Genomic DNA, 18,248 nt, shown 5'->3' on the forward strand with positions numbered 1-18,248 from the left:
ATGAGTCAAGCAATAAGATGGTTAAGCCTTATTGTACTCAGCCTATTTGCATCCAGTTATGCATTGGCTGATGAGGTCGCTACGCTGCAACCACAGCAGTGGCAAACAATTGAAGTTCAAGTGATAGCGGGGGACATTCCCGAGATCCGTGGCATGCCAACACAACCTGAACTGCTGATGCCTGCATCTATCCCAGAACAAGCCGACGAGTCACTGTTGGCCTATTTGAGTGCCACTGATAGCATCGCTTTTTTGCTGTTTGCTAGCCTATTTGGTGTCATGTTGATCTTCATCGTTTTCGTGATGATAAACGGCGTATCCAAGCTAGATCATGGATTTTCAGGCAAGCTGATTAAACGTTGGTCAGGCTTAAGTGTTAGTGTCCATTGGCTAGGTGCGATTCCTTGTCTGTTGTTGATGCTAACTGGTTTGGTACTGGGCGGCGGTCGCCTCTACTTTGAGCCTAGCATGAACACAGTTGCTTGGTCTGCCTTAGCGGGGTTATCGAGTGGCTTGCATGAGCTTATGGCGTGGCCATTTATCCTCGGTTATCTGCTGATGATCATTATGTGGGCACCTAAGCAATTCCCTGCAAGTTATGATCTTAAATGGTTTGCAGTGTTGGGTGGGTATATCAACATGGGCAAAAAACAGCACCCTGATGCAGGTTTTGCCAATGCGGGCGAAAAGCTGTGGTTCTGGGTGTTCGCCATATTTGGTGGCGTGATGGTGGTATCTGGTTTAACCATGATGTTCCCCGCCACGTTTGACGTAACCAAGAATACGGCCAATTTGATGCTGGTGCTACACATAGCTTCAACCATCATCATCAGCGCATTCTCTGTAGTACACATCTTTATGGCAACTGTGATGTCAGAGGGCGGCATGTCAAACATGACCTCTGGCTATTGCGATGAAAACTGGGCCAAACAACATCATAACCTTTGGTTTAATGACCTGAAAAAAGCAGGAAAAGTGTAAAACCAAACCGAGGCTGAGTGCATAGGCACTGAGCCTCGCCAACCTAAATTCAACAACTGTGAACACAGCTTACCAACTCTCTAGCGAGAGCTTGGCGGCGATTTGCATGCCAAAAACCTTAAAGAAGGTCTACACCGATGATAAATAATCATATTACGCCACTTAAAACCGTCCTGATTTTGGCTATGGGGCTATGTACCACTAATGCCTACTCCACAGAAAATGAGGTACTAACAACACAAGTTGAGGCGCTAAATCAACGTATTGCACAGCTAGAACAAAATAGTGCACCCTCGCAATTTAAAAATAGCCAAGTCAGCCTGTACGGCTCCATTCGTCCAACCTTAAGCTATCTTGATCAAAATGATGAGCAAAGTTGGGATGTTCGAGATGCACTATCTCGAGTCGGTATCAAAGCCAGCACCGAGTTTGCCGATGGTTGGCGTGCGATTGCGCAAGGTGAATGGAGTGTCGATATCGCCAACTCAGGCAATTTAGGTAAAGCCCGCCAAGCTTACGCAGCGATCATGTCACCTTACGGTCAAGTCGGTATAGGTAAACAACGTCCAGCACAATACACCTTAGTGGCCGAATATGTGGATATCTTTAACCACGGTAACAGTCCTTATGCCTACGATCATGAAAGCCCATTCTTTGTCGATAACTTTGTCACCTATCAATTAGTCACTGGTGGCTTCACTTGGATGGCAGGCGCTCAAGTCGATGGTAACAAAGGCGATACCAACGTCGATATGATTAACCTTGGTGTGGGTTACGACACTGGTGCGTTACACTTAGGTTTAGGTTATGTCACTCAAGATACCTTAACAAATGAGCAAGTTGACGGCGACAATCAAACCTTTGGTGGTGCTGCCGCCTACACGTTTAACAACGGCTTATATCTGGCTGTCAGTTACCAAGATAAGCAGTACAACTTCGACAACCAGACTCTTAGTGTCGACCGAAGTGGAAGCACCTTAGATACGGCACTGGCTTACCCTTTCAGCGATGAATACAAAATCAAACTGGGGTATTTTCAGTTTAAAGATGGCATCGATGGTAACGACTCTGCAGACTACAATGGCTTCAATACTACACTGGAATGGAATCCGCTCGATAACGTGCGCGTGCACTTAGAGTATCTCAATAAGGATCTCGACAATGGTCAAGATGACCAAGCTGTCACCATCGGCTTTAGATACGACTTCAACCTGACTTGGCAAGGCTAATATAGTCAGCAACCGATAGCACCCACCTAAAGAGGCTGGTTCGCAGCCTTTTATCTCATCCCAGTTCATGGAGATACAAAAGTGTAATGGTCTACAAGAATTGATCAGCTTGATAGAAACCCTGTGAATTAAAACGCAATTTTCGAGTGTTTTAGTGCTTAAACGATGTGCTTTGCACATTATTGTAATAGGCTCGTGCCAAACTCAGCTTATGCAGCATATTGTGCATAAATAGCCATATATCTATCAGTATTTAATGTTTCACTCTTAAAATTAGTTGAGACATAACTCAAATTCACTCAGAACAAAGTATCGCTTAACCGCTTTAAATCTGTAGGGTTGCTCTGAGCTGAGTCATACACTTCTGATTAGATGACCAAATTTACTATGCCGCTACAGTTGTTCATGATGTAGCTGTACGGGTTGATGCTTTGGGTGTTCGTAGGTGCCTGTATTAACGGATCCACACTCATGAACCTACCCAGGTTGTAATCGTACACCCGACCGTTCATATGAATTAACTGTTGCTCATTCAAATGCTCGTGGTCGGTGTAGCCCTTAGTCACGCCTTGCCAGGCCGTCAGTAATACATTGCCTGCGGCAATATCCTGTGGCCGGCCGAACACATCATAACCCCGGTATTGCAGGACAGTGCCAGTTTGTCCATCGATTAAGGTATCGACACTGCCTAAGTGGTCCCTTAATACGTGCTGAAATGGTGACTGATTGCCTAAGCTCCCCACATGGGCTTTCATCTTGATGGTGTGGTCACCGATGTAAGTTTTATCGATGGTGGCACTGCTGCTCACTTCACGTTCAAAACTGCCTACATAGTAGGTTGTCGTGATGCTGCTACCTTGCTCTTTAACCTGTTTATAGCGCTGACCATTCGCATCATAACTAAAGGTACTGGTAGTGCCATTACGCACTACGGTTAAGGGCTTGTTTTGGTCATCGTAGGTTAAGGTCGCCCCATCGCCAATTAACCGATTACCATTGTTATCATAGGTAAAGTTGTAGGTTGTACCGCCGCGAATAAACTGCCGTATCGCGTTTGGGCCTGCATTACCCCCTAAACCTTTACCCGCGTTACCATAGAGATAACTGCTGCCATAATCACCTTTGACCAGAATATTCCCCGCAGCATCATAGTCATAATTGATAGGCGCATACGTGGTGCCTTTGATGGTTTTGGTGGAATTATCGACCCGCATCAGTTCATCGTAGGTATAATCCTCTGCAAAGCGAGCGATGGCATTTTCTTGCCGAACCAGATTGCCCATAGCATCGTAGTCATAGTTAAGATACTGAATACCTACTGTGCTACAACTGCCGTTATTACTGGTACAAATCGAAAGTGGAGAGCCAGCTTCATTGCGGAAGAATTGTTGTATCTTACCGTTGCTGAATCGTTGTTGATTGATACTCCCTAAGGCACTGTACGACTCAACTGTGCGTAGAGACAATTCACTATGCCACTACAATTGTTTAGATATGCGGTAGTGAGTCGTTGAGTTGTACTCATTCAAACCTCCATTAACTTAATGATCAATGAAGTAATATGAGTTTGAATAGGACTTTATTTCGGGGGAGTTAAGGCAACGTCAAGTGAGTGGATACTGGGTTGGCAATTCATCAAGAGGTGTTTGTTAGAGTTGTTCAGTGACCAACTGACGGGCAAGCTTATTCGGGTAGAAATTTTGGGGAGATATTAATTAAGTTAGTTCGCTACGGGTATCTAATGCAGCTGAGTGTGATGGCATATTTTGGTTGCGATTGTAATTGTTTATTATCTATCCCCAACTGCCTAACGACACACAGCACCGATAACCAAGAATCGTAAGGTCTTGTCGCTCTTAATGAGTTACGAATAAAACCAAGATAATAATCATAGAACAGTAAAGTCACCATGACGGGACCATGGTTCCCCCCCCCACAGACCTTGGTAATACTAGACTGAAAATTACTAGTCGTTAGAGAGCGTTGGATTGACTAGGATCCCCTTGCGTCCAGAATCGACACAAGATGAACCATAGATAGACCGGAAGCCAAATTTTAGATACAAAAAAACCGACGCTAAGGTCGGTTTATATCTCTTTAAGAGATGGTACCAGTGGCCAGACTCGAACTGGCACGCTTTTAAGGGCGGCGGATTTTGAATCCGCTGTGTCTACCGATTTCACCACACTGGCATTGCTAAATTGCACTTAGATTCAACAAAAACAACTGGCTGGCTCTAAGTGCTGGGAATTATACCTTTGCCCGTGACAATGGCAAGCCCTTTTATGGGGACATGTATGCAAATTATATTTAACCGCTCAAAAATCAGACTCTTGAATTTACTCCGCACCATGGGAAAGCAAAAACTGTGTGTATTCTTTATCGCTTTTCTGAATATGATTAACCAACCAGGACTTCAAGAAGGACATTAGTTCATCGGCAACATCTTCTCCTCTGCCAACTCGCTTCTGGAACTCAAGCACTTGACTGACAAGTTGTCCGTGTTTCTCTTTATGGCTCGCGGTTTGGGGATAACCAAAACGAGCAAATAACTCTTCCTCATAGGAAAAATGGTTTGCGGTGTAATCCACCAGCCCTTGAACTATGCGTTTTATCGCCTCAAGACCATAGGCTTCACTTAAGGTGCGGTGCAGTTCGTTAATCAGTGAGACTAAACGCAGATGCTGACGGTTAATTTCAGGCATACCGATATCAAGCTCGGGTCCCCATTTTACAAAGAGTTGGCTCTGTGCTTGGCTGGAGTTAAATAAATGAGCATCTACATGGAATCGATGTAGCAGGGAGCCTATTTCCTGCGACATATTATAAATCTTCAGACTCGATAGATTCGTGTCGTTGGTATGGTGGGCATTCTTTAACGCTAACTCGGCCATTACGCTGATATTTTTATTAATTTCCTCAGCTACTGCTTGTTGTTGCTCTGAGGCGGTCGCGATTTGATGGGACATATCGGTAATGGATTCGATCTGTGTGACTATATCACCGAGCACCGTGTGGGCTTGTTCAACCATGAGTGCGGTTTCATCGGCAACGGTGACATTTTTCTGCATCACTTCGACGCCTTGATGGGCCCCCTTCTGTAAGGTGACAATCTGTTGCTGGATTTCGACGGTAGCTTCGGAAGTCCGTTTGGCGAGATTACGGACTTCATCTGCGACAACCGCAAATCCACGGCCATGTTCACCCGCTCTAGCACTCTCTATCGCCGCATTTAAGGCGAGTAGATTGGTTTGTTCTGCGACTTGGGAGATGGTTTCTATAATGCTGCTGATGTTATTGCTATCGGCCGCCAGATGTTCAATGACGTTTTTGGTTTGATGAATTTGTTGGGTCATATCTTTAATTTTATGGACGATAGTACCCATTATTTGATCGCCGTGTTTTGCTGAACTCTGTGCTATATCGGCCGCCTTTGCTGTGCTTAGCGTATTTTGTGACACTTCTTGTACCGTTGAAACCATCTGTGTCATTGCTGTCGCGGCAAGTTCAGTCTGGCGCTCTTGCTCTAATACGCCCTGTTTAGCTTGTTCACTTATCTGTTTGATATCGGAAGCGACCTTTTTCATCCATTCACAGGTGTCCACCAGAGATAAAATGGTGCGGCTCACATCTTCTCCCATTCTATTAATGCTATGCACGACTCTAATAAACACCCCTGCCTCTTTTTCATCGAGTTGATAGCTCAAGTCGCCATCACCTAAATGGTGGGCGGCATGTTCGAGTGAAGCTAGGCTGCGGATGAGTTTATTGATGTTAAAAATCAGCATGATGGCCAAAGCGAGCAAGCAGAGGAGAGCAATAATATCTTGGCTGATAACTAAGCTGTAAAGAGGATAAACCAGTAATATCAGTGGCGCAAAAATGGAACTATATCCCATAGTTCCATTCTGTATTCGGCTGTTGGTCATTTGTCGCTCCTTCAAAAATGTACACAGGCTTAAGCATAGGTACAGATCTTAGAATCATTGTGTGGTTTATATGTAATCCTAGTTGCTAACTTAATAAGAAACAAAACCAAATTTCTTGAACTCGCCCTCAATTTGCCTGGTTCTAAATTTGATATTCGTCACATAGTTAGGCGAGAGTTGCAATTTTGTTTAATAGTGTCGAATTTTTATTGATCAGGATCACTATTTCTACCCCTGAAGGCAGCTAGTTTAGAGGGGACTTCACAGGAAAGAGGATTTCAATCATGGCATTTTGGTTAGATTTAATGTTTGGTAACCCTATAGGTTTACTCTCAATGATCGTTATCTTTAGCACAATAGGGATAGTCTCATATATCACTTGGATGTTTATTGTGAAGTCTGCACAACAGCCGTAGTTTTTGCTTCCATTTGTTTATTTTGTTCTTTGTAAAAATTGCACATTATTATGGGGGTCTGGATACCCCCATTTTTTATATCTAAATTTTACAAACTATTCCAATCACTTAGTCTGTTTTTTCACTAAGCTGCATGTTTACGGTTCTGTACTAATCCATTCAAAAACTGTGGGCGCGCCTTAATCAGATGCTGCATTTCTTCTTGGCTTGGCTCACCCGCAGGTAGGCGTAAGACATCACGATTTAGATACATACGTGCCTTCATCGCAATTTTGTAATCGGCTGTTGGACCTTGGATAGCGTAATGGCGCTCATTACCCAGATGTTCCAAGATACAAGCATTGAGTAAGCTCTTCACCGCGGGTTCATTTTGCGGCAGAGTCAAAATGGTGGCGCCCTGCAAAAAGAATTCGCGTAGTAATGCTCGTTCTGCACGATCAAGAAGGTTGACTTTGGCTTCAATGGTCTCTGTGATACGTTTATCACTCAAGTGACGGATCGATTCATCTAAGCCCAGATTTAACAGCTGGCTGAAGAAATACGCGACAGCAATAATCAGACCTAGGCCGATAAAGTGTGCGTGTTCCGGTACAAATTTATCGAGGGCCAGAATCGCTAATGCATTGGATGGAATCGATAATAAGACAGCACAGCTCACCATTAGCCAGAGCATGACTCTAAACATCATTTTCTTAGGGCTAAAAAACTTAACTGGATCCAGCTTGAGTTTAAACATAGTGTTATCCCAGTGACAAAAAATTGAACCTGTTGATGAGTAAGCAAATTTGGTGCCATAACTAAAGTAAGACTTTTGGGATATTTCATATTGATAAAATGCACAATTTTAGTCATGGGGTCTATGCTTATAAGCATCTCAAGCCGCTATTGTGTATAGAAAATTTAAGATGCTGACATTCTTTAGCCAATTGATTAAAAGTCCCATAGGCAGACATCTCACCTTGTCTATCATTCTCTTTAGCTCATTAATCACGTTAATGACGACGGCTTATCAGCTTGTGAATGATTACCGTGGCGATGTTAGCCGTATTGATCGAGTCTTTTCGAATATTGAAAAAGCTAACCTCGATGTGCTGGCGGCGAGTATTTGGGTTATTGACGAGAGACTGATCAATACTCAACTGAATGGTCTAATTCAACTGCCTGATATTAATTACATTTCAATAAAAGACGACAGCGGCCAATCTTGGAATTCGGGTAAATTAAAGCCGGAGCATGCACTCGATAAGCGCTTTTCTTTAGTCTATAAATCTCCAACAGAAAGCATTAACGTGGGGACGCTAGAAGTGCAAGCCGATATGGATGCAATTTATCAACGCCTGTACGATAAGGCGATGCTGATCTTGCTATCCAATGGTATAAAAACCTTCTTAGTCGCTGGATTTATCCTCTTCTTGGTCTGGTACAATATCACTAAGCACTTGGATAAACTCAGTAATTATTGTAAGCGCATTAATCTTGACACTGATTACGAACCACTCCAATTTGAGCGTAAAGAAAAGGCCGACGAGTTTAAACAGGTGGCCGATGCCATCAATAGTATGCAACATCAGCTGCGTAGCTCCTTTGATGCCCTTAAAAACTCTAAATCCGAGTTACAAACTGCCCTAGAAGACAGGGAACGCTTACTCAAGTTGGAGCGCAGCTATAAAGAAGAATTGGCAAGGCAAGTCAAAGAAAGAACTCTGGAATTAGAGCAGTCTCTCACGGCACTGAAGCGTGCTCAGCAAGTATTGGTCGAACAAGAAAAAATGGCGGCCTTAGGTGGATTAGTCTCGGGGGTTGCCCATGAAATTAACACGCCAATTGGTATATGTTTGACGGCCGCGAGCACACAGCTAAGTCATATCGAAGAACTGATAGAGCTTATTCATAGTGATCAAGCCACACTCGATGAGATCAATGCTATTTTGGATGAGTATCAGGAAAGCTGTGAACTTATCGTCCGTAATATCACTAAAGCCAGTGGCCTAATTCAAAAATTCAAAACGATTGCTATCGATCGCAGTCACGAAGAACATCAATGCGTCAATCTAAAGGAGCAGTTAAACGAGATTTTAGAATCGACCTTGATCATGTATCCCAATGTTAATGTCAAAACGCAGATCAAAGTGGCATCAACTCTAAACGTTAAAATAAATATTAGTCTACTAAATCAAATTGTTAGTAACATTTTATCCAATGCTTTCACCCATGCATTTCAAAATAGGGAAGATAATCTCGTTGATATCTGTGCGGATATTGATGATAACTATGTCAATATAAGTATTCAAAACAATGGATTAGCAATTTCTGCCGAAGTCGCGGAACATATGTTCGAACCCTTTTTTACCACCAATAGGAATAAAGGCGGTACGGGCCTAGGTTTATCGGCAGCCTTCAATGCCGCTACCCTATTAAAAGGTACTATGAGTTATCAGGCTGACTCGGCCCTTGGTGGGGCGCAGTTCAATATCCGTTTTCCCTTAGTGCCCTGTGAGTTTGTGCAACTGGCGATCTAGCATCATTGGTCATCGGTACTCGCTTGAGAAACACTGCTTTTGCCCTAAAACAAACATCCACGGCAGTTGGCCGTGGATATCAATACACTATGCTTGGGATAGCGCTAAGACTCATTGGCAACTTGTGCCAACCGCGCCAATACGCGACTCGCCGCCACAAATCCAAAGGTACCCGTTACCATAGTCACTGCGCCAAAACCTGAGGCGCAGTCCATACGCATAGTGCCATCGGCCGTCGCCTTAGTGTTACACACTGAGCCATCGGCTTGGGGATACACTAATTGTTCACTGGAAAATACGGCATCGACGGCGAAGCGGCGCTGCACATTTTTTGAGAAATTATATTCGCGGCGCAGGAGATTGCGAACTTTTGCAAGCAATGGATCTTGATAGGTTTTAGCAAGATCAGTCAGCTGGATTTGGGTCGGATCCGTTTGTCCACCAGCACCACCAACGGTAACGATTTTAATTTTTTGACGCTTACACCAAGCGATCAATGCCGCCTTTTGTTTCACCGCATCAATGCAGTCAACCACATAATCAATATTGCCCCCGGTCTTGGGGCCGAGCAAATAGTCACCTAGGTTATCTATGGTAATAAAATCTTCTATTTCATTGACTTGACAATCTGGGTTGATCTCGCGGATCCGCTGCGCCATGACAGCCACTTTTGATTCACCAATGGTTGAAGTCAACGCATGGATTTGACGATTGGTGTTAGTGACACAGATATCATCTAAATCAATCAGAGTCATTTGGCCTATGCCGCTACGTGCTAAGGCTTCTGCAGCCCAAGTGCCTACACCACCAATGCCAATCACCACCACATGGGACTGGGCAAATTTTGCTAACGCCTTTTGTCCGTACAAACGGCCAATTCCACTAAAGCGATTTTGATAGGCTTCAGTCATAAATACGTACCTTATATCGACCTAACAACAGCAAAGAAACCCACTCTCACTCACCTTGGGGCTACGACCTAAAACTCGAGAGCACACTAAAAATGCGCCGTGGATTCTAAACGATTTAGCGTGAAAATCGAAATCAATCTCCAAAATCAACACTAAAGATGCAGAGCGATACGAATGCCGTGCAAATGTAATAAATGAAGATAGGCTGCATGGCTCTCGGGATTTTCTAGTGAAAATATCATTGTAACGTTGTTTTTTCTTTGTAAAACAATGTGTTGAAAATATGCCTCTTTGGGCTGAAATTGATCTTGGTCACACTTTTCATTCTAAAGCCTGTGCACACTTCGCGGCACAAAAGCTCAACCACTTGCTGCGGATAACCTCGTTTAACCGCGCATAAAACAGCGATATAAGAACAGGAAACTGAAGATGAAAAAGAATCTGCTCACGACGGCTATTACCTCTTGCCTAGCATTTTACTCATTCACTGCGCTCGCGGATGGTCCAGAGTTTTATGGCCATGCCGATTTGAGTATTACAGACTCAGAAAAGGGTTATGCCACCCAAAATCAAAAAGATGGTACTGTGCTTGAAAACAACTTCTCTTGGATAGGCGTAAGGGGTTCTGAAACCGTAAGCCCCTATTTTGACATCATTTATCAAATGGAATTTGGGGTTGAAAACTTTGATAACTCGAATAAAACCTTTAATGCTCGTAACACTTTCCTTGGCGTAAGAAGTGCAGCCGGTACGGCGTTAGTTGGCCGCAATGATACCGTATTTAAGGCCGCAGAAGGTGGCTTCGATCTTTTCGGTAACACCAATGCCGATATCGATTTGTTGCTTGCAGGCCAAACACGTTCGGCCGATGGTATCTCTTACTACTCCCCCAAAATTGCTGATCTACTCAGCCTAAACGCAACTTATCTGATGAGCGATAACTATGATCAATTAGATAGCAATGGCAATGATATCTACAGCAAAGATCAAATGTACGCCCTGAGTGCAACCTTAGGGGATAAAAGTTTTAAAACACAAAACTACTATGTTGCCGCCGCATACAATGATGGTATTGAGAATGTAGAAGCCTATCGTGGGGTCGCTCAAGTCAAGTTTGGTGATCTGATTTTAGGGGCGTTATACCAGCACAGTGAACATGTGGATGATAAATTCTCCAATCTGTCCGGAGACACCTATTTTGTTAACGCAGCTTACCTGATTGGCGACCTTAAATTAAAAATGATGTACGGCAAAGATGACTCCGGCTTAGGTAAATATGTGAGTCGTTATGTAGGCGATCAGAACAATGCTGGGCTAGAACAAGTGAGCGATGTTGACCTGCAGCAGTTCAGTTTGGGTGCCGATTACCGACTTAGCACTAAGACTATGGTCTATGGCCATTACACTCGCTTTGATGGTGACCTTATGCTAGATGGTACTTTGCAAGACTTAGATGACAACATATTTACTGTTGGTTTACGTGTTGATTTTTAAATAGATTATTTAGTTTAAACAGAAACGGATTTTGATAAAAAAGCGACTTATGTCGCTTTTTTTACCTGCAACGTTGCAAATCTCACTCATTGAGCCCCTATATGACAAACTTGCTACAACATTAGTATATGCTACAGTTAGCCTCGCCGACTTACTTGGGCTTTGGCGCCTAATCTACCTCTTTAGTAGTAAGTGAAACATGCCGTTTTACCACTTTCACGTCAATTTGCGGTCGAGATATACGGAAATATCCTAAAAAAGCCCGAATGCGGACAAGGAGAGCCAAAAACATGATCTGCACCACAGCCTGCGAGTCGTAAAACTGTAAAAATCGGCGGCAACTTTGTTACCGATTTCAGTAGCAAATGTTTTAAACCACACAAAAACCATGAAAAATGGATAAGAACTTAGGTTCGAGGGAGCACAAAACATGAAAAAGACATTCATCTCTGCATCAGTTGCATCAGTACTGGCATTGGCTTCATTCGGTGCGCTAGCCGAAGGCCCGAGCTTCTATGGTCGTTTAGAGCTTGCTGTCACTAATACTGAAACCGGTGCGACTCTACAATCTGGTACTAATGGTGTTGATACAAAAAATTACGCCGATGAAAATAACGCTGGTACCTATTTAGAAAACAACTTCTCTCTATTAGGTGTTAAAGGCACAGAAAAATTGCCGATGGCTTCGAAGCTATCTATCAAATGGAATTCCAAGTTGAAAATACATCAACAACGGGTGATGTATTCAAGGCGCGTAATACCTATTTAGGCTTAAAAACTAACGCAGGTACTGTATTAGTGGGCCGTAACGATACCGTATTCAAACAAGCCGAAGGTAACGTCGATATTTTCGGTAACACTAACGCCGATATCGACCGTCTAGTTAGCGCACAAACCCGTAGTGCAGATGGTGTTTGGTACTACTCACCAAAAATCGCGGGCTTAGTCACACTGAACGCGACTTATCTATTCGATGATAACGACACTACTGCAAAAACGTCTGAAAGCTTATATGCATTAAGTGCAACGTTAGGTGATAAAGGCTTTAAAGATCAAAACTACTATGCCGCAGTAGCCTATAACAAAGGTATTGCGGGTGTTGATGCCTATCGTTTAGTTGGTCAAGCAAAATTCGGCCAATTCAAAGTCGGTGGTTTATTCCAAAACTCTGAAGATGTAGTGAACAGTGACATTGACGGTAACACTTACTTCGTTAACGTTTCCTATGATCTGAATGGTGTTAACCTGAAGGCCGAATACGGTGTTGACGAAGCTGGTTTAGGTGGCGCATACACTAAACTGGGTGGCGTGAAAGGTGCTGATGACATCAACTTCCAAAACTTCAACATTGGTGCTGATTATCGTTTAGCGAAATCAACTATGGTTTATGGCCAATATGCTATGTACCGTGGTGATTTTACAGTTGCTAATGCTAAAACTGATTTACAAGACGACAATGTATTCTCTGTAGGCGTACGTTACGACTTCTAATGTCCTATAGGACATTGATGCGTGTAAATCGATATTAATCTAATGCCATTCGCTTAAGGGCGAATGGCATTTTTATTGGAAGTTATTTATTGAAAGTGGCTTACTGGACGAGCGTGGCCTGCCTAGTTTAGGTCAATCCGGCGCAATTAGAAGTCAGTCTTACGGCCCTCATAGGTGGCACACATTTGCTGGGCTAGGACCTCATCATAGGGGCGTAGGCCACTCATCACTAATGTCTTAATGCCTGTGCCTACTAAAGTATCACCACTGTGCAACTCAAAGTGCAGTGTCACATCACCACGTTTGCCATCGATCTGCAGATCTTGGCCTACAAGGGAGAGGGTGACTTCCACAAAATCGAGGGTACTGAGATCGAAGGACATGCTTTCGTAAATCACTAAGGGGCGTTCTGGATTGATCATTACTTGATGCTGTTTCATCAGAGGTATCAAGATATCGATAAAGTTGTGCCCAGAAAACGCCACATAACTGCGGATAAAGGATTCTGTCTGTGCATCGCAGCAGCTGACATCGCCTTGGCGGGTCACATTTAGATAGGTTTTATCTCGGCTATCACAAATCGAAAAATGTTCATTCACTTGCTCCGGAAATTGCAGCTCAACGCCATCCCCTACCATACCCGCAAAGCTAAACTTCATGCTTTGGCTTAAACCATACTGGGTTAACACTAAGGCAAACAGCAAATCTCCCGGAACACAAAAACGCTTAGCACCCACGTCGTGAATGGGATTAAAGTCCTGCGCAATTTTCTTAGCGAAGTCACTGGCTTGTTGGGCTGAAACGGAAATAGCTTGATTTTGCTTGGAAAAATAAGGCGCTAGAAACATATAAACTCTATTTTAAATGGCTCAAGATAAGGATTGATAACAAATTTATCACGAGTCTACCTTAATTTAGGTATTTAACTCACCCGATGACTTGAGTATAGGGAGGTCGTACAAAGTAACATTATGGTGATATTTGTAAAGCCAATCGGGCATGGGCCCCGGTTATTCCTCTTCATATCACCACAGGGCGGTGCGGCAAGGCGCTTTCTAAACCCTATTGAATTCACGCTTCAATTGAAAACCATCATCTGTCACTAGCTGTTCTAGCACTTCAATTCGGCGACGTAGCGTTTCTAACTCGGCTCTTAATGCTTGGTTTTCTACGGCTTGTGCACTATTTGCCATGCTTTGTTTCTCACGAATTTTCATAATTGCCACTATATAGCCACCGACAATGGCGAGTATGGGGATAAGTAAGGCGAGCGTTCCGGCATTCATAATCGAATTCCTTTATCTAGTGGGTCGTTGTTATTAGCTGAGTTTGAATAGCAATCAAAGCATGAAAATAAGTATGCTTAAGTTTAGGTTAATCCACCAGTGACAAAAGTCACTATGTTTGGTTAAGCATTCTCATCTCCAATACTCTGCCAGTTTGTTTGATGGATAATACTCACAATACAGACGTCTTATTAATCGAGTGCGAATGGATAAATGGCATCAGATGTTAATATCCCGTTAGCTCCATATAACCCGTGCCGGCATGGCTACCAGAGAGTTGCACAGGGCCTTCCCAGTAGGGCGTGGATAACGGCATGGCGCTACTAGGATTGAGTGGCGTGATGGTGAGATCGATATTCTCACTGGGGATCTTCACCTGCCAACTGACGGGATAATCGCCATTGACTGTGTGTTGCCATTTGAGTGGCGTCATCTGGATGTCATTGGGGCTGTCGGTGGAATTGATATTGCGCCCCGTGCCATCGGCAAACATTCTCCTGGCGCTATAAAATGCCGAGATAGGGATATTCTTTGCGCTCTCTGTTTGTGATTGATCCCGTAACTGAAACAACATTAACGTCGAGCCATCGTTTAGTCTGAGCGCGAACCAATCCCAGCCCTGTTGGGTTTTAGTGAGAAATTGAGAGCTCCATTCCCTGTCGAGCCAGCCTTGGCCCGTGACTCGCTCAGCTTTGCCATTGCGGTTGATTTCACCTGTGATCTCAATGAAGGGTTGGCTGTAATAGTAGGACGCCACTTGGCCATCGTGGCTTTTAACGCTATAGCCGTCAGTGCCTTGGTATTGTAGTGGCGCCTGGCTATTAAGCTTAAGTTGGTAGCTAAAATCAGGATTCTCCACCGTTAAGGTGGCGGGGAAGAGTGCGTTGGTTTCGCTCTGCCATTGCCAGTTGTCGAGGCGGATTTGATAGGGCTCCAATTTAACCTCGGCAAATTCGCGATGATGGCGTGACCACTTTTCATGGGCAAGGTGAGTATTGCTCGAGGTTAATGCGCTGTGGGCCAAATAAAGCTGTTCGCTTGCCCAAGTAGATTGACTCTGGGGGGATAATTGGGGTGGCTTAAGTGCGGCCCGAAACTGAGTCCATTGGGCCCCTAGTTGCTCTCCTCCTGCCGTGGTTAAATTGGCCGTGAGATACCACCACTCTTGCCTAAAGCCATTATGGGCTAAGTGATCCCGTGGGAACTCGAATGTGTACCCTAATACGACGGGGGAAAATGCGTTATCACTTGCGCCATTAGCGGTTTGCCCTAGGACATTGGCCATGGACTTTGGGTCTGTATCAGTCGCCGTTGATGGATGATCGCAACCCATAAGGGGGAGTAGCAGTATTGCCAGTAAGTTCAGTGCTGCCCAATTTGATATCTTCATCATAGGGTTTCCTGTTGCAAACTGGAGACTAATGGCTTACGGGTTTGCCAATATAGGGGCAAAATCACGGCTAAGGTGCAGGTGGTTAAGGCGATCAGTATTGCATGGCCGTAGGTTTGCCAATCCCAAATCATTTTTATCGTCCAACCAAAAGCTTGCAGGGTTATCTTATTGATCAGCAGGTAACCTAGCAGCGCGCCCGTCGGCATGGCGATAAGACAAGTGATTAGCACCACAAGCAACATTTGGATAAATACCATGTAGCGTAACTCGCTTCTGCTCACGCCGAGGGAATAGAGCCTCGCAAGTGGCGCTTGCCGTGCCTGAGTTAACATTAAACTGGCGCTAAAGAGACCGATGGCGGCAACCAGCAAGGTCAGGCTGTTAAGTACTAGGGTGATTGAGAATGTACGCTTAAAGATGCTAATGGCTTGGGTCTTTATCTTCGTTTGGCTGTAGATTTGCGCTTGGGCTAAATCCAGCTCAGTGGCAAGCTGCATTTGAACTTGCTCAAGCTCAGCCTCATTTAGACTGCTGTGCTTATCTTTACCATAAAAGCTTGCCGCGAGGCTGATGGGGAGTGTGGGCAACTGCGCTTGCTGCCAGAGTGTATGGCTGATGATGACTTCGTTGCGAGTATTACCGTGGTCATAGTAAATCCCTGCAATAACGACTTGGTTACTCGATGTTTTATCAAGTACATCCAAGGTAACGGTATCGCCAAGTTGCAATTGATATTTTATCGCGAGGGGCTCACTTACCAATAGGTAATGGCCATTGAAGTAGACTTGCCAGAGCTTAGGTAGGCTTTCTTTTAGCACGCTGGTGTACTTTATCGAATATTCGTCGCGGCTAATAAGATCCACTGGGATGTTTTTGGGCTCTGAGCCTGTGCTGGATAGCTGGGCATCAAGTCGCCATTGTTGATACAGGCCGTTTATCCTTGGGTCTTGCATCAGATGGTCTCTTACTGCGGCAATACGTTGAGTCGGTGGGCGAATGTACAGATCGGCATGTAGACGGGTATCGAGCCATACCCTTAGGGTGCGCTCAAAACTGCCGACGAGGGTATTCATCGACACATTGGCACTCAGCGCCAGCAAGATTGCCATCATAGCTAAGGAGAGCGGCGCGATAAGCTCGCGGGTTTCGGCGAGCAGGTATTGCCATAATCCCGGACGGGCTAAGGGCAATAGGCCGTTCACTCCCCAGTGCAGTAGTTGCGGCAATAATAGTGGGATAGCGACAGCGACTATGCCCAAGAGCACTAGGCTGATATTGTAGCTCTGACTGAAGGGGAACAGTATTGCGGCAAGACATAATAGGCCGCAGGCGATAACAAATTGTCGACGGTGGATTTTACTGTGTGCCAGTGTTTGTTGATAGCGGTTCGCGCCTTGGGCGAGGGACTGGCGCGTTAAGTCTACATACAAGGGTAAGCAAGCGGCTAAGGCGGCGACTAAGGTGAGACCTATGGCTTGTACCAGCCAAGTCCATTGCCAGACTCCCGGCAGTAAGTGGGCGCCATACATTTGCTCCAATGTCATGGACACCATAGGTTGTAGCCAGTGGCTGAGTTGTAAACCTAGGATAAAACCGATAGTCGATCCTAGAACCACTAAGGTAGTCAATTCTGTCAACAGTGCGCCCATGACGACTCGACGTTCCATACCTTGCTGCAGTAGCTGGATGAGCAGCTTTTGGCGTTTCATTAAGCTGTAGCGCACCCCGTTGTAGGCGATAAAAAGGCCGACTACAAAGGCGAGCATGCTCATGGCGTTGAGATTTAAATGAAAGCTGCGGGTGAGTGCCATGAGGGCTTGGCCCTGATCCTGCAGATTAAAACTGGCTTGTTGCGATGTAATGCCAAGGTGATCAAGCTGGTTTTTTAAATCGGCGAGTTTATCCCTGTCACTAAATAGGGCGATATAACTGAGTTTTCCTTGTAAACCAAGTAATGATTGGGCAAGGGAAATATCGGCCAAGATCGCGCTGCCAAGGCCCCACTTATCATCAATACTGAACACCTTTAGGGTGAGGTGCGCCAGTTCAAGCTCCCCCTTTGGGGCTATTTTAGATGCTAAACTGTGGCCCATGACAACCAGAGGTTCGCCGCTGAGTAGCTCGCCAAGCGGTAGCTCCCCGAGGGAGAGACTTGTATTTATGTCGGTATTTTTTTGAGATCGTCTTAGCGTAAGAGCGGCGATTAAGTCGCTACCTTCAATCTGCCAGAATTGTCCATCCTTACCTGCGACTCGGCCGCTGACCACGGCAAGACTTTGGCTTAGTCCGGCTTGTCTTAGGACGAAGTAAACCGATTCGTCTAGATTCTCCTGTCCTAGGGGCGCAGTGAGTAGTACGTCCGCCCTTTGGCTTAATAGCTCGGTCGCCTCGCTATAACTGCGAATGGCATTGTCATTAGTGGCTTTTACCCCGATAAGCAAGGTGACCGCCAGAGCGATACCGAGCAAGGTTGCCCCCGCCTGCAGTGGTGCGTGGCGATAGTGGGCGAAAAAGATCTTAAGACTCAGTAGGACTCGTTGTATCGAGCCACTCGGTGAGTCGATGATGGCGTGGTGTAAAGTCGGTTGGCGCATTGCCG

The 18,248-nt window shown here is 44.8% G+C and carries 13 protein-coding genes, 1 tRNA gene and 1 pseudogene; 6 read left to right on the forward strand and 9 right to left on the reverse strand.

Translation table 11 applies throughout. From position 1 onward, the window contains the following. Positions 1-981, forward strand: coding sequence for a formate dehydrogenase subunit gamma (locus SOHN41_RS01735; protein WP_007644896.1), 981 nt, complete (start codon positions 1-3; stop codon positions 979-981). A 137-nt stretch (positions 982-1,118) separates the two neighbouring features. Next, positions 1,119-2,210: a porin gene (locus SOHN41_RS01740; protein ID WP_007644897.1), complete on the forward strand. Its 1,092-nt coding sequence runs from the start codon at positions 1,119-1,121 to the stop codon at positions 2,208-2,210. A 368-nt stretch (positions 2,211-2,578) separates the two neighbouring features. Here the strand turns inward: SOHN41_RS01740 and SOHN41_RS01745 are convergent, their stop codons facing one another. The 3 genes from SOHN41_RS01745 to SOHN41_RS01755 all read right to left on the reverse strand — a co-directional run bounded on the left by SOHN41_RS01745 (position 2,579) and on the right by SOHN41_RS01755 (position 6,139). After that, positions 2,579-3,676, reverse strand: coding sequence for an RHS repeat domain-containing protein (locus tag SOHN41_RS01745; RefSeq protein ID WP_007644898.1), 1,098 nt, complete (start codon positions 3,674-3,676; stop codon positions 2,579-2,581). A 639-nt stretch (positions 3,677-4,315) separates the two neighbouring features. Beyond that, a tRNA-Leu gene (locus tag SOHN41_RS01750) sits at positions 4,316-4,402 on the reverse strand. Between the two features lie 147 nt (positions 4,403-4,549). Continuing rightward, positions 4,550-6,139: a bacteriohemerythrin gene (locus SOHN41_RS01755; RefSeq protein ID WP_007644899.1), complete on the reverse strand. Its 1,590-nt coding sequence runs from the start codon at positions 6,137-6,139 to the stop codon at positions 4,550-4,552. A gap of 284 nt (positions 6,140-6,423) precedes the next feature. On the opposite strand from SOHN41_RS01755, the gene SOHN41_RS01760 reads away from it, so the two are divergent. Then, positions 6,424-6,555, forward strand: coding sequence for a DUF3149 domain-containing protein (locus SOHN41_RS01760; RefSeq protein ID WP_007644900.1), 132 nt, complete (start codon positions 6,424-6,426; stop codon positions 6,553-6,555). 124 nt (positions 6,556-6,679) lie between these two features. Here SOHN41_RS01760 and SOHN41_RS01765 read toward each other — a convergent pair whose 3' ends face one another. Continuing rightward, positions 6,680-7,291 carry a superinfection exclusion B family protein gene (locus SOHN41_RS01765; protein WP_007644901.1) on the reverse strand — a complete coding sequence of 204 codons (612 nt, stop codon included), beginning with the start codon at positions 7,289-7,291 and terminating at the stop codon, positions 6,680-6,682. Positions 7,292-7,460: 169 nt separating this feature from the next. On the opposite strand from SOHN41_RS01765, the gene SOHN41_RS01770 reads away from it, so the two are divergent. Next, positions 7,461-9,074, forward strand: coding sequence for an ATP-binding protein (locus SOHN41_RS01770; protein WP_007644902.1), 1,614 nt, complete (start codon positions 7,461-7,463; stop codon positions 9,072-9,074). Positions 9,075-9,178: 104 nt separating this feature from the next. Here the strand turns inward: SOHN41_RS01770 and tcdA are convergent, their stop codons facing one another. Continuing rightward, entirely contained in the window at positions 9,179-9,985 is an 807-nt protein-coding gene (gene tcdA, locus SOHN41_RS01775) for a tRNA cyclic N6-threonylcarbamoyladenosine(37) synthase TcdA (protein WP_007644903.1), read from the reverse strand. 429 nt (positions 9,986-10,414) lie between these two features. Between tcdA and SOHN41_RS01780 the strand changes: the two genes are divergently transcribed. Together SOHN41_RS01780 and SOHN41_RS01785 are read left to right on the forward strand one after the other, a co-directional pair. Then, positions 10,415-11,479, forward strand: coding sequence for a porin (locus tag SOHN41_RS01780; protein WP_007644907.1), 1,065 nt, complete (start codon positions 10,415-10,417; stop codon positions 11,477-11,479). 430 nt (positions 11,480-11,909) lie between these two features. Then, positions 11,910-12,970 (forward strand): annotated as a pseudogene (locus SOHN41_RS01785) (porin). 146 nt (positions 12,971-13,116) lie between these two features. Here SOHN41_RS01785 and SOHN41_RS01790 read toward each other — a convergent pair. From SOHN41_RS01790 to SOHN41_RS01805, 4 genes are all read right to left on the reverse strand, one after another. Continuing rightward, entirely contained in the window at positions 13,117-13,818 is a 702-nt protein-coding gene (locus SOHN41_RS01790; protein WP_007644913.1) for a DUF3581 domain-containing protein, read from the reverse strand. A 207-nt stretch (positions 13,819-14,025) separates the two neighbouring features. Beyond that, the gene (locus SOHN41_RS01795; RefSeq protein ID WP_007644914.1) at positions 14,026-14,256 is read right to left on the reverse strand and encodes a hypothetical protein; all 231 of its coding nucleotides are present in this window, start codon (positions 14,254-14,256) and stop codon (positions 14,026-14,028) included. A 226-nt stretch (positions 14,257-14,482) separates the two neighbouring features. Further along, positions 14,483-15,649 (reverse strand): lipocalin-like domain-containing protein, encoded by a 1,167-nt coding sequence (locus SOHN41_RS01800; RefSeq protein WP_007644916.1) that lies wholly within the window; start codon positions 15,647-15,649, stop codon positions 14,483-14,485. Further along, positions 15,646-18,243, reverse strand: coding sequence for an ABC transporter permease (locus tag SOHN41_RS01805; protein WP_007644918.1), 2,598 nt, complete (start codon positions 18,241-18,243; stop codon positions 15,646-15,648). Before SOHN41_RS01805 ends, SOHN41_RS01800 begins: the two co-directional genes overlap by 4 nt. Between the last annotated feature and the right edge of the window lie 5 nt (positions 18,244-18,248).

It is taken from the genome of Shewanella sp. HN-41 (genome assembly GCF_000217915.1).
Classification (GTDB): Bacteria; Pseudomonadota; Gammaproteobacteria; order Enterobacterales; family Shewanellaceae; genus Shewanella.

What these genes read in the sequence shown, in the direction of transcription:
- SOHN41_RS01735 (WP_007644896.1), top strand. Translation starts at nt 1, where the DNA reads ATGAGTCAAGCAATAAGATGGTTAAGCCTTATTGTACTCAGCCTATTT.
- SOHN41_RS01740 (WP_007644897.1), top strand. Translation starts at nt 1,119, where the DNA reads ATGATAAATAATCATATTACGCCACTTAAAACCGTCCTGATTTTGGCT.
- SOHN41_RS01755 (WP_007644899.1), bottom strand. Translation starts at nt 6,139, where the DNA reads ATGACCAACAGCCGAATACAGAATGGAACTATGGGATATAGTTCCATT.
- SOHN41_RS01760 (WP_007644900.1), top strand. Translation starts at nt 6,424, where the DNA reads ATGGCATTTTGGTTAGATTTAATGTTTGGTAACCCTATAGGTTTACTC.
- SOHN41_RS01765 (WP_007644901.1), bottom strand. Translation starts at nt 7,291, where the DNA reads ATGTTTAAACTCAAGCTGGATCCAGTTAAGTTTTTTAGCCCTAAGAAA.
- SOHN41_RS01770 (WP_007644902.1), top strand. Translation starts at nt 7,461, where the DNA reads ATGCTGACATTCTTTAGCCAATTGATTAAAAGTCCCATAGGCAGACAT.
- tcdA (WP_007644903.1), bottom strand. Translation starts at nt 9,985, where the DNA reads ATGACTGAAGCCTATCAAAATCGCTTTAGTGGAATTGGCCGTTTGTAC.
- SOHN41_RS01780 (WP_007644907.1), top strand. Translation starts at nt 10,415, where the DNA reads ATGAAAAAGAATCTGCTCACGACGGCTATTACCTCTTGCCTAGCATTT.
- SOHN41_RS01790 (WP_007644913.1), bottom strand. Translation starts at nt 13,818, where the DNA reads ATGTTTCTAGCGCCTTATTTTTCCAAGCAAAATCAAGCTATTTCCGTT.
- SOHN41_RS01795 (WP_007644914.1), bottom strand. Translation starts at nt 14,256, where the DNA reads ATGAATGCCGGAACGCTCGCCTTACTTATCCCCATACTCGCCATTGTC.
- SOHN41_RS01800 (WP_007644916.1), bottom strand. Translation starts at nt 15,649, where the DNA reads ATGATGAAGATATCAAATTGGGCAGCACTGAACTTACTGGCAATACTG.
- SOHN41_RS01805 (WP_007644918.1), bottom strand. Translation starts at nt 18,243, where the DNA reads ATGCGCCAACCGACTTTACACCACGCCATCATCGACTCACCGAGTGGC.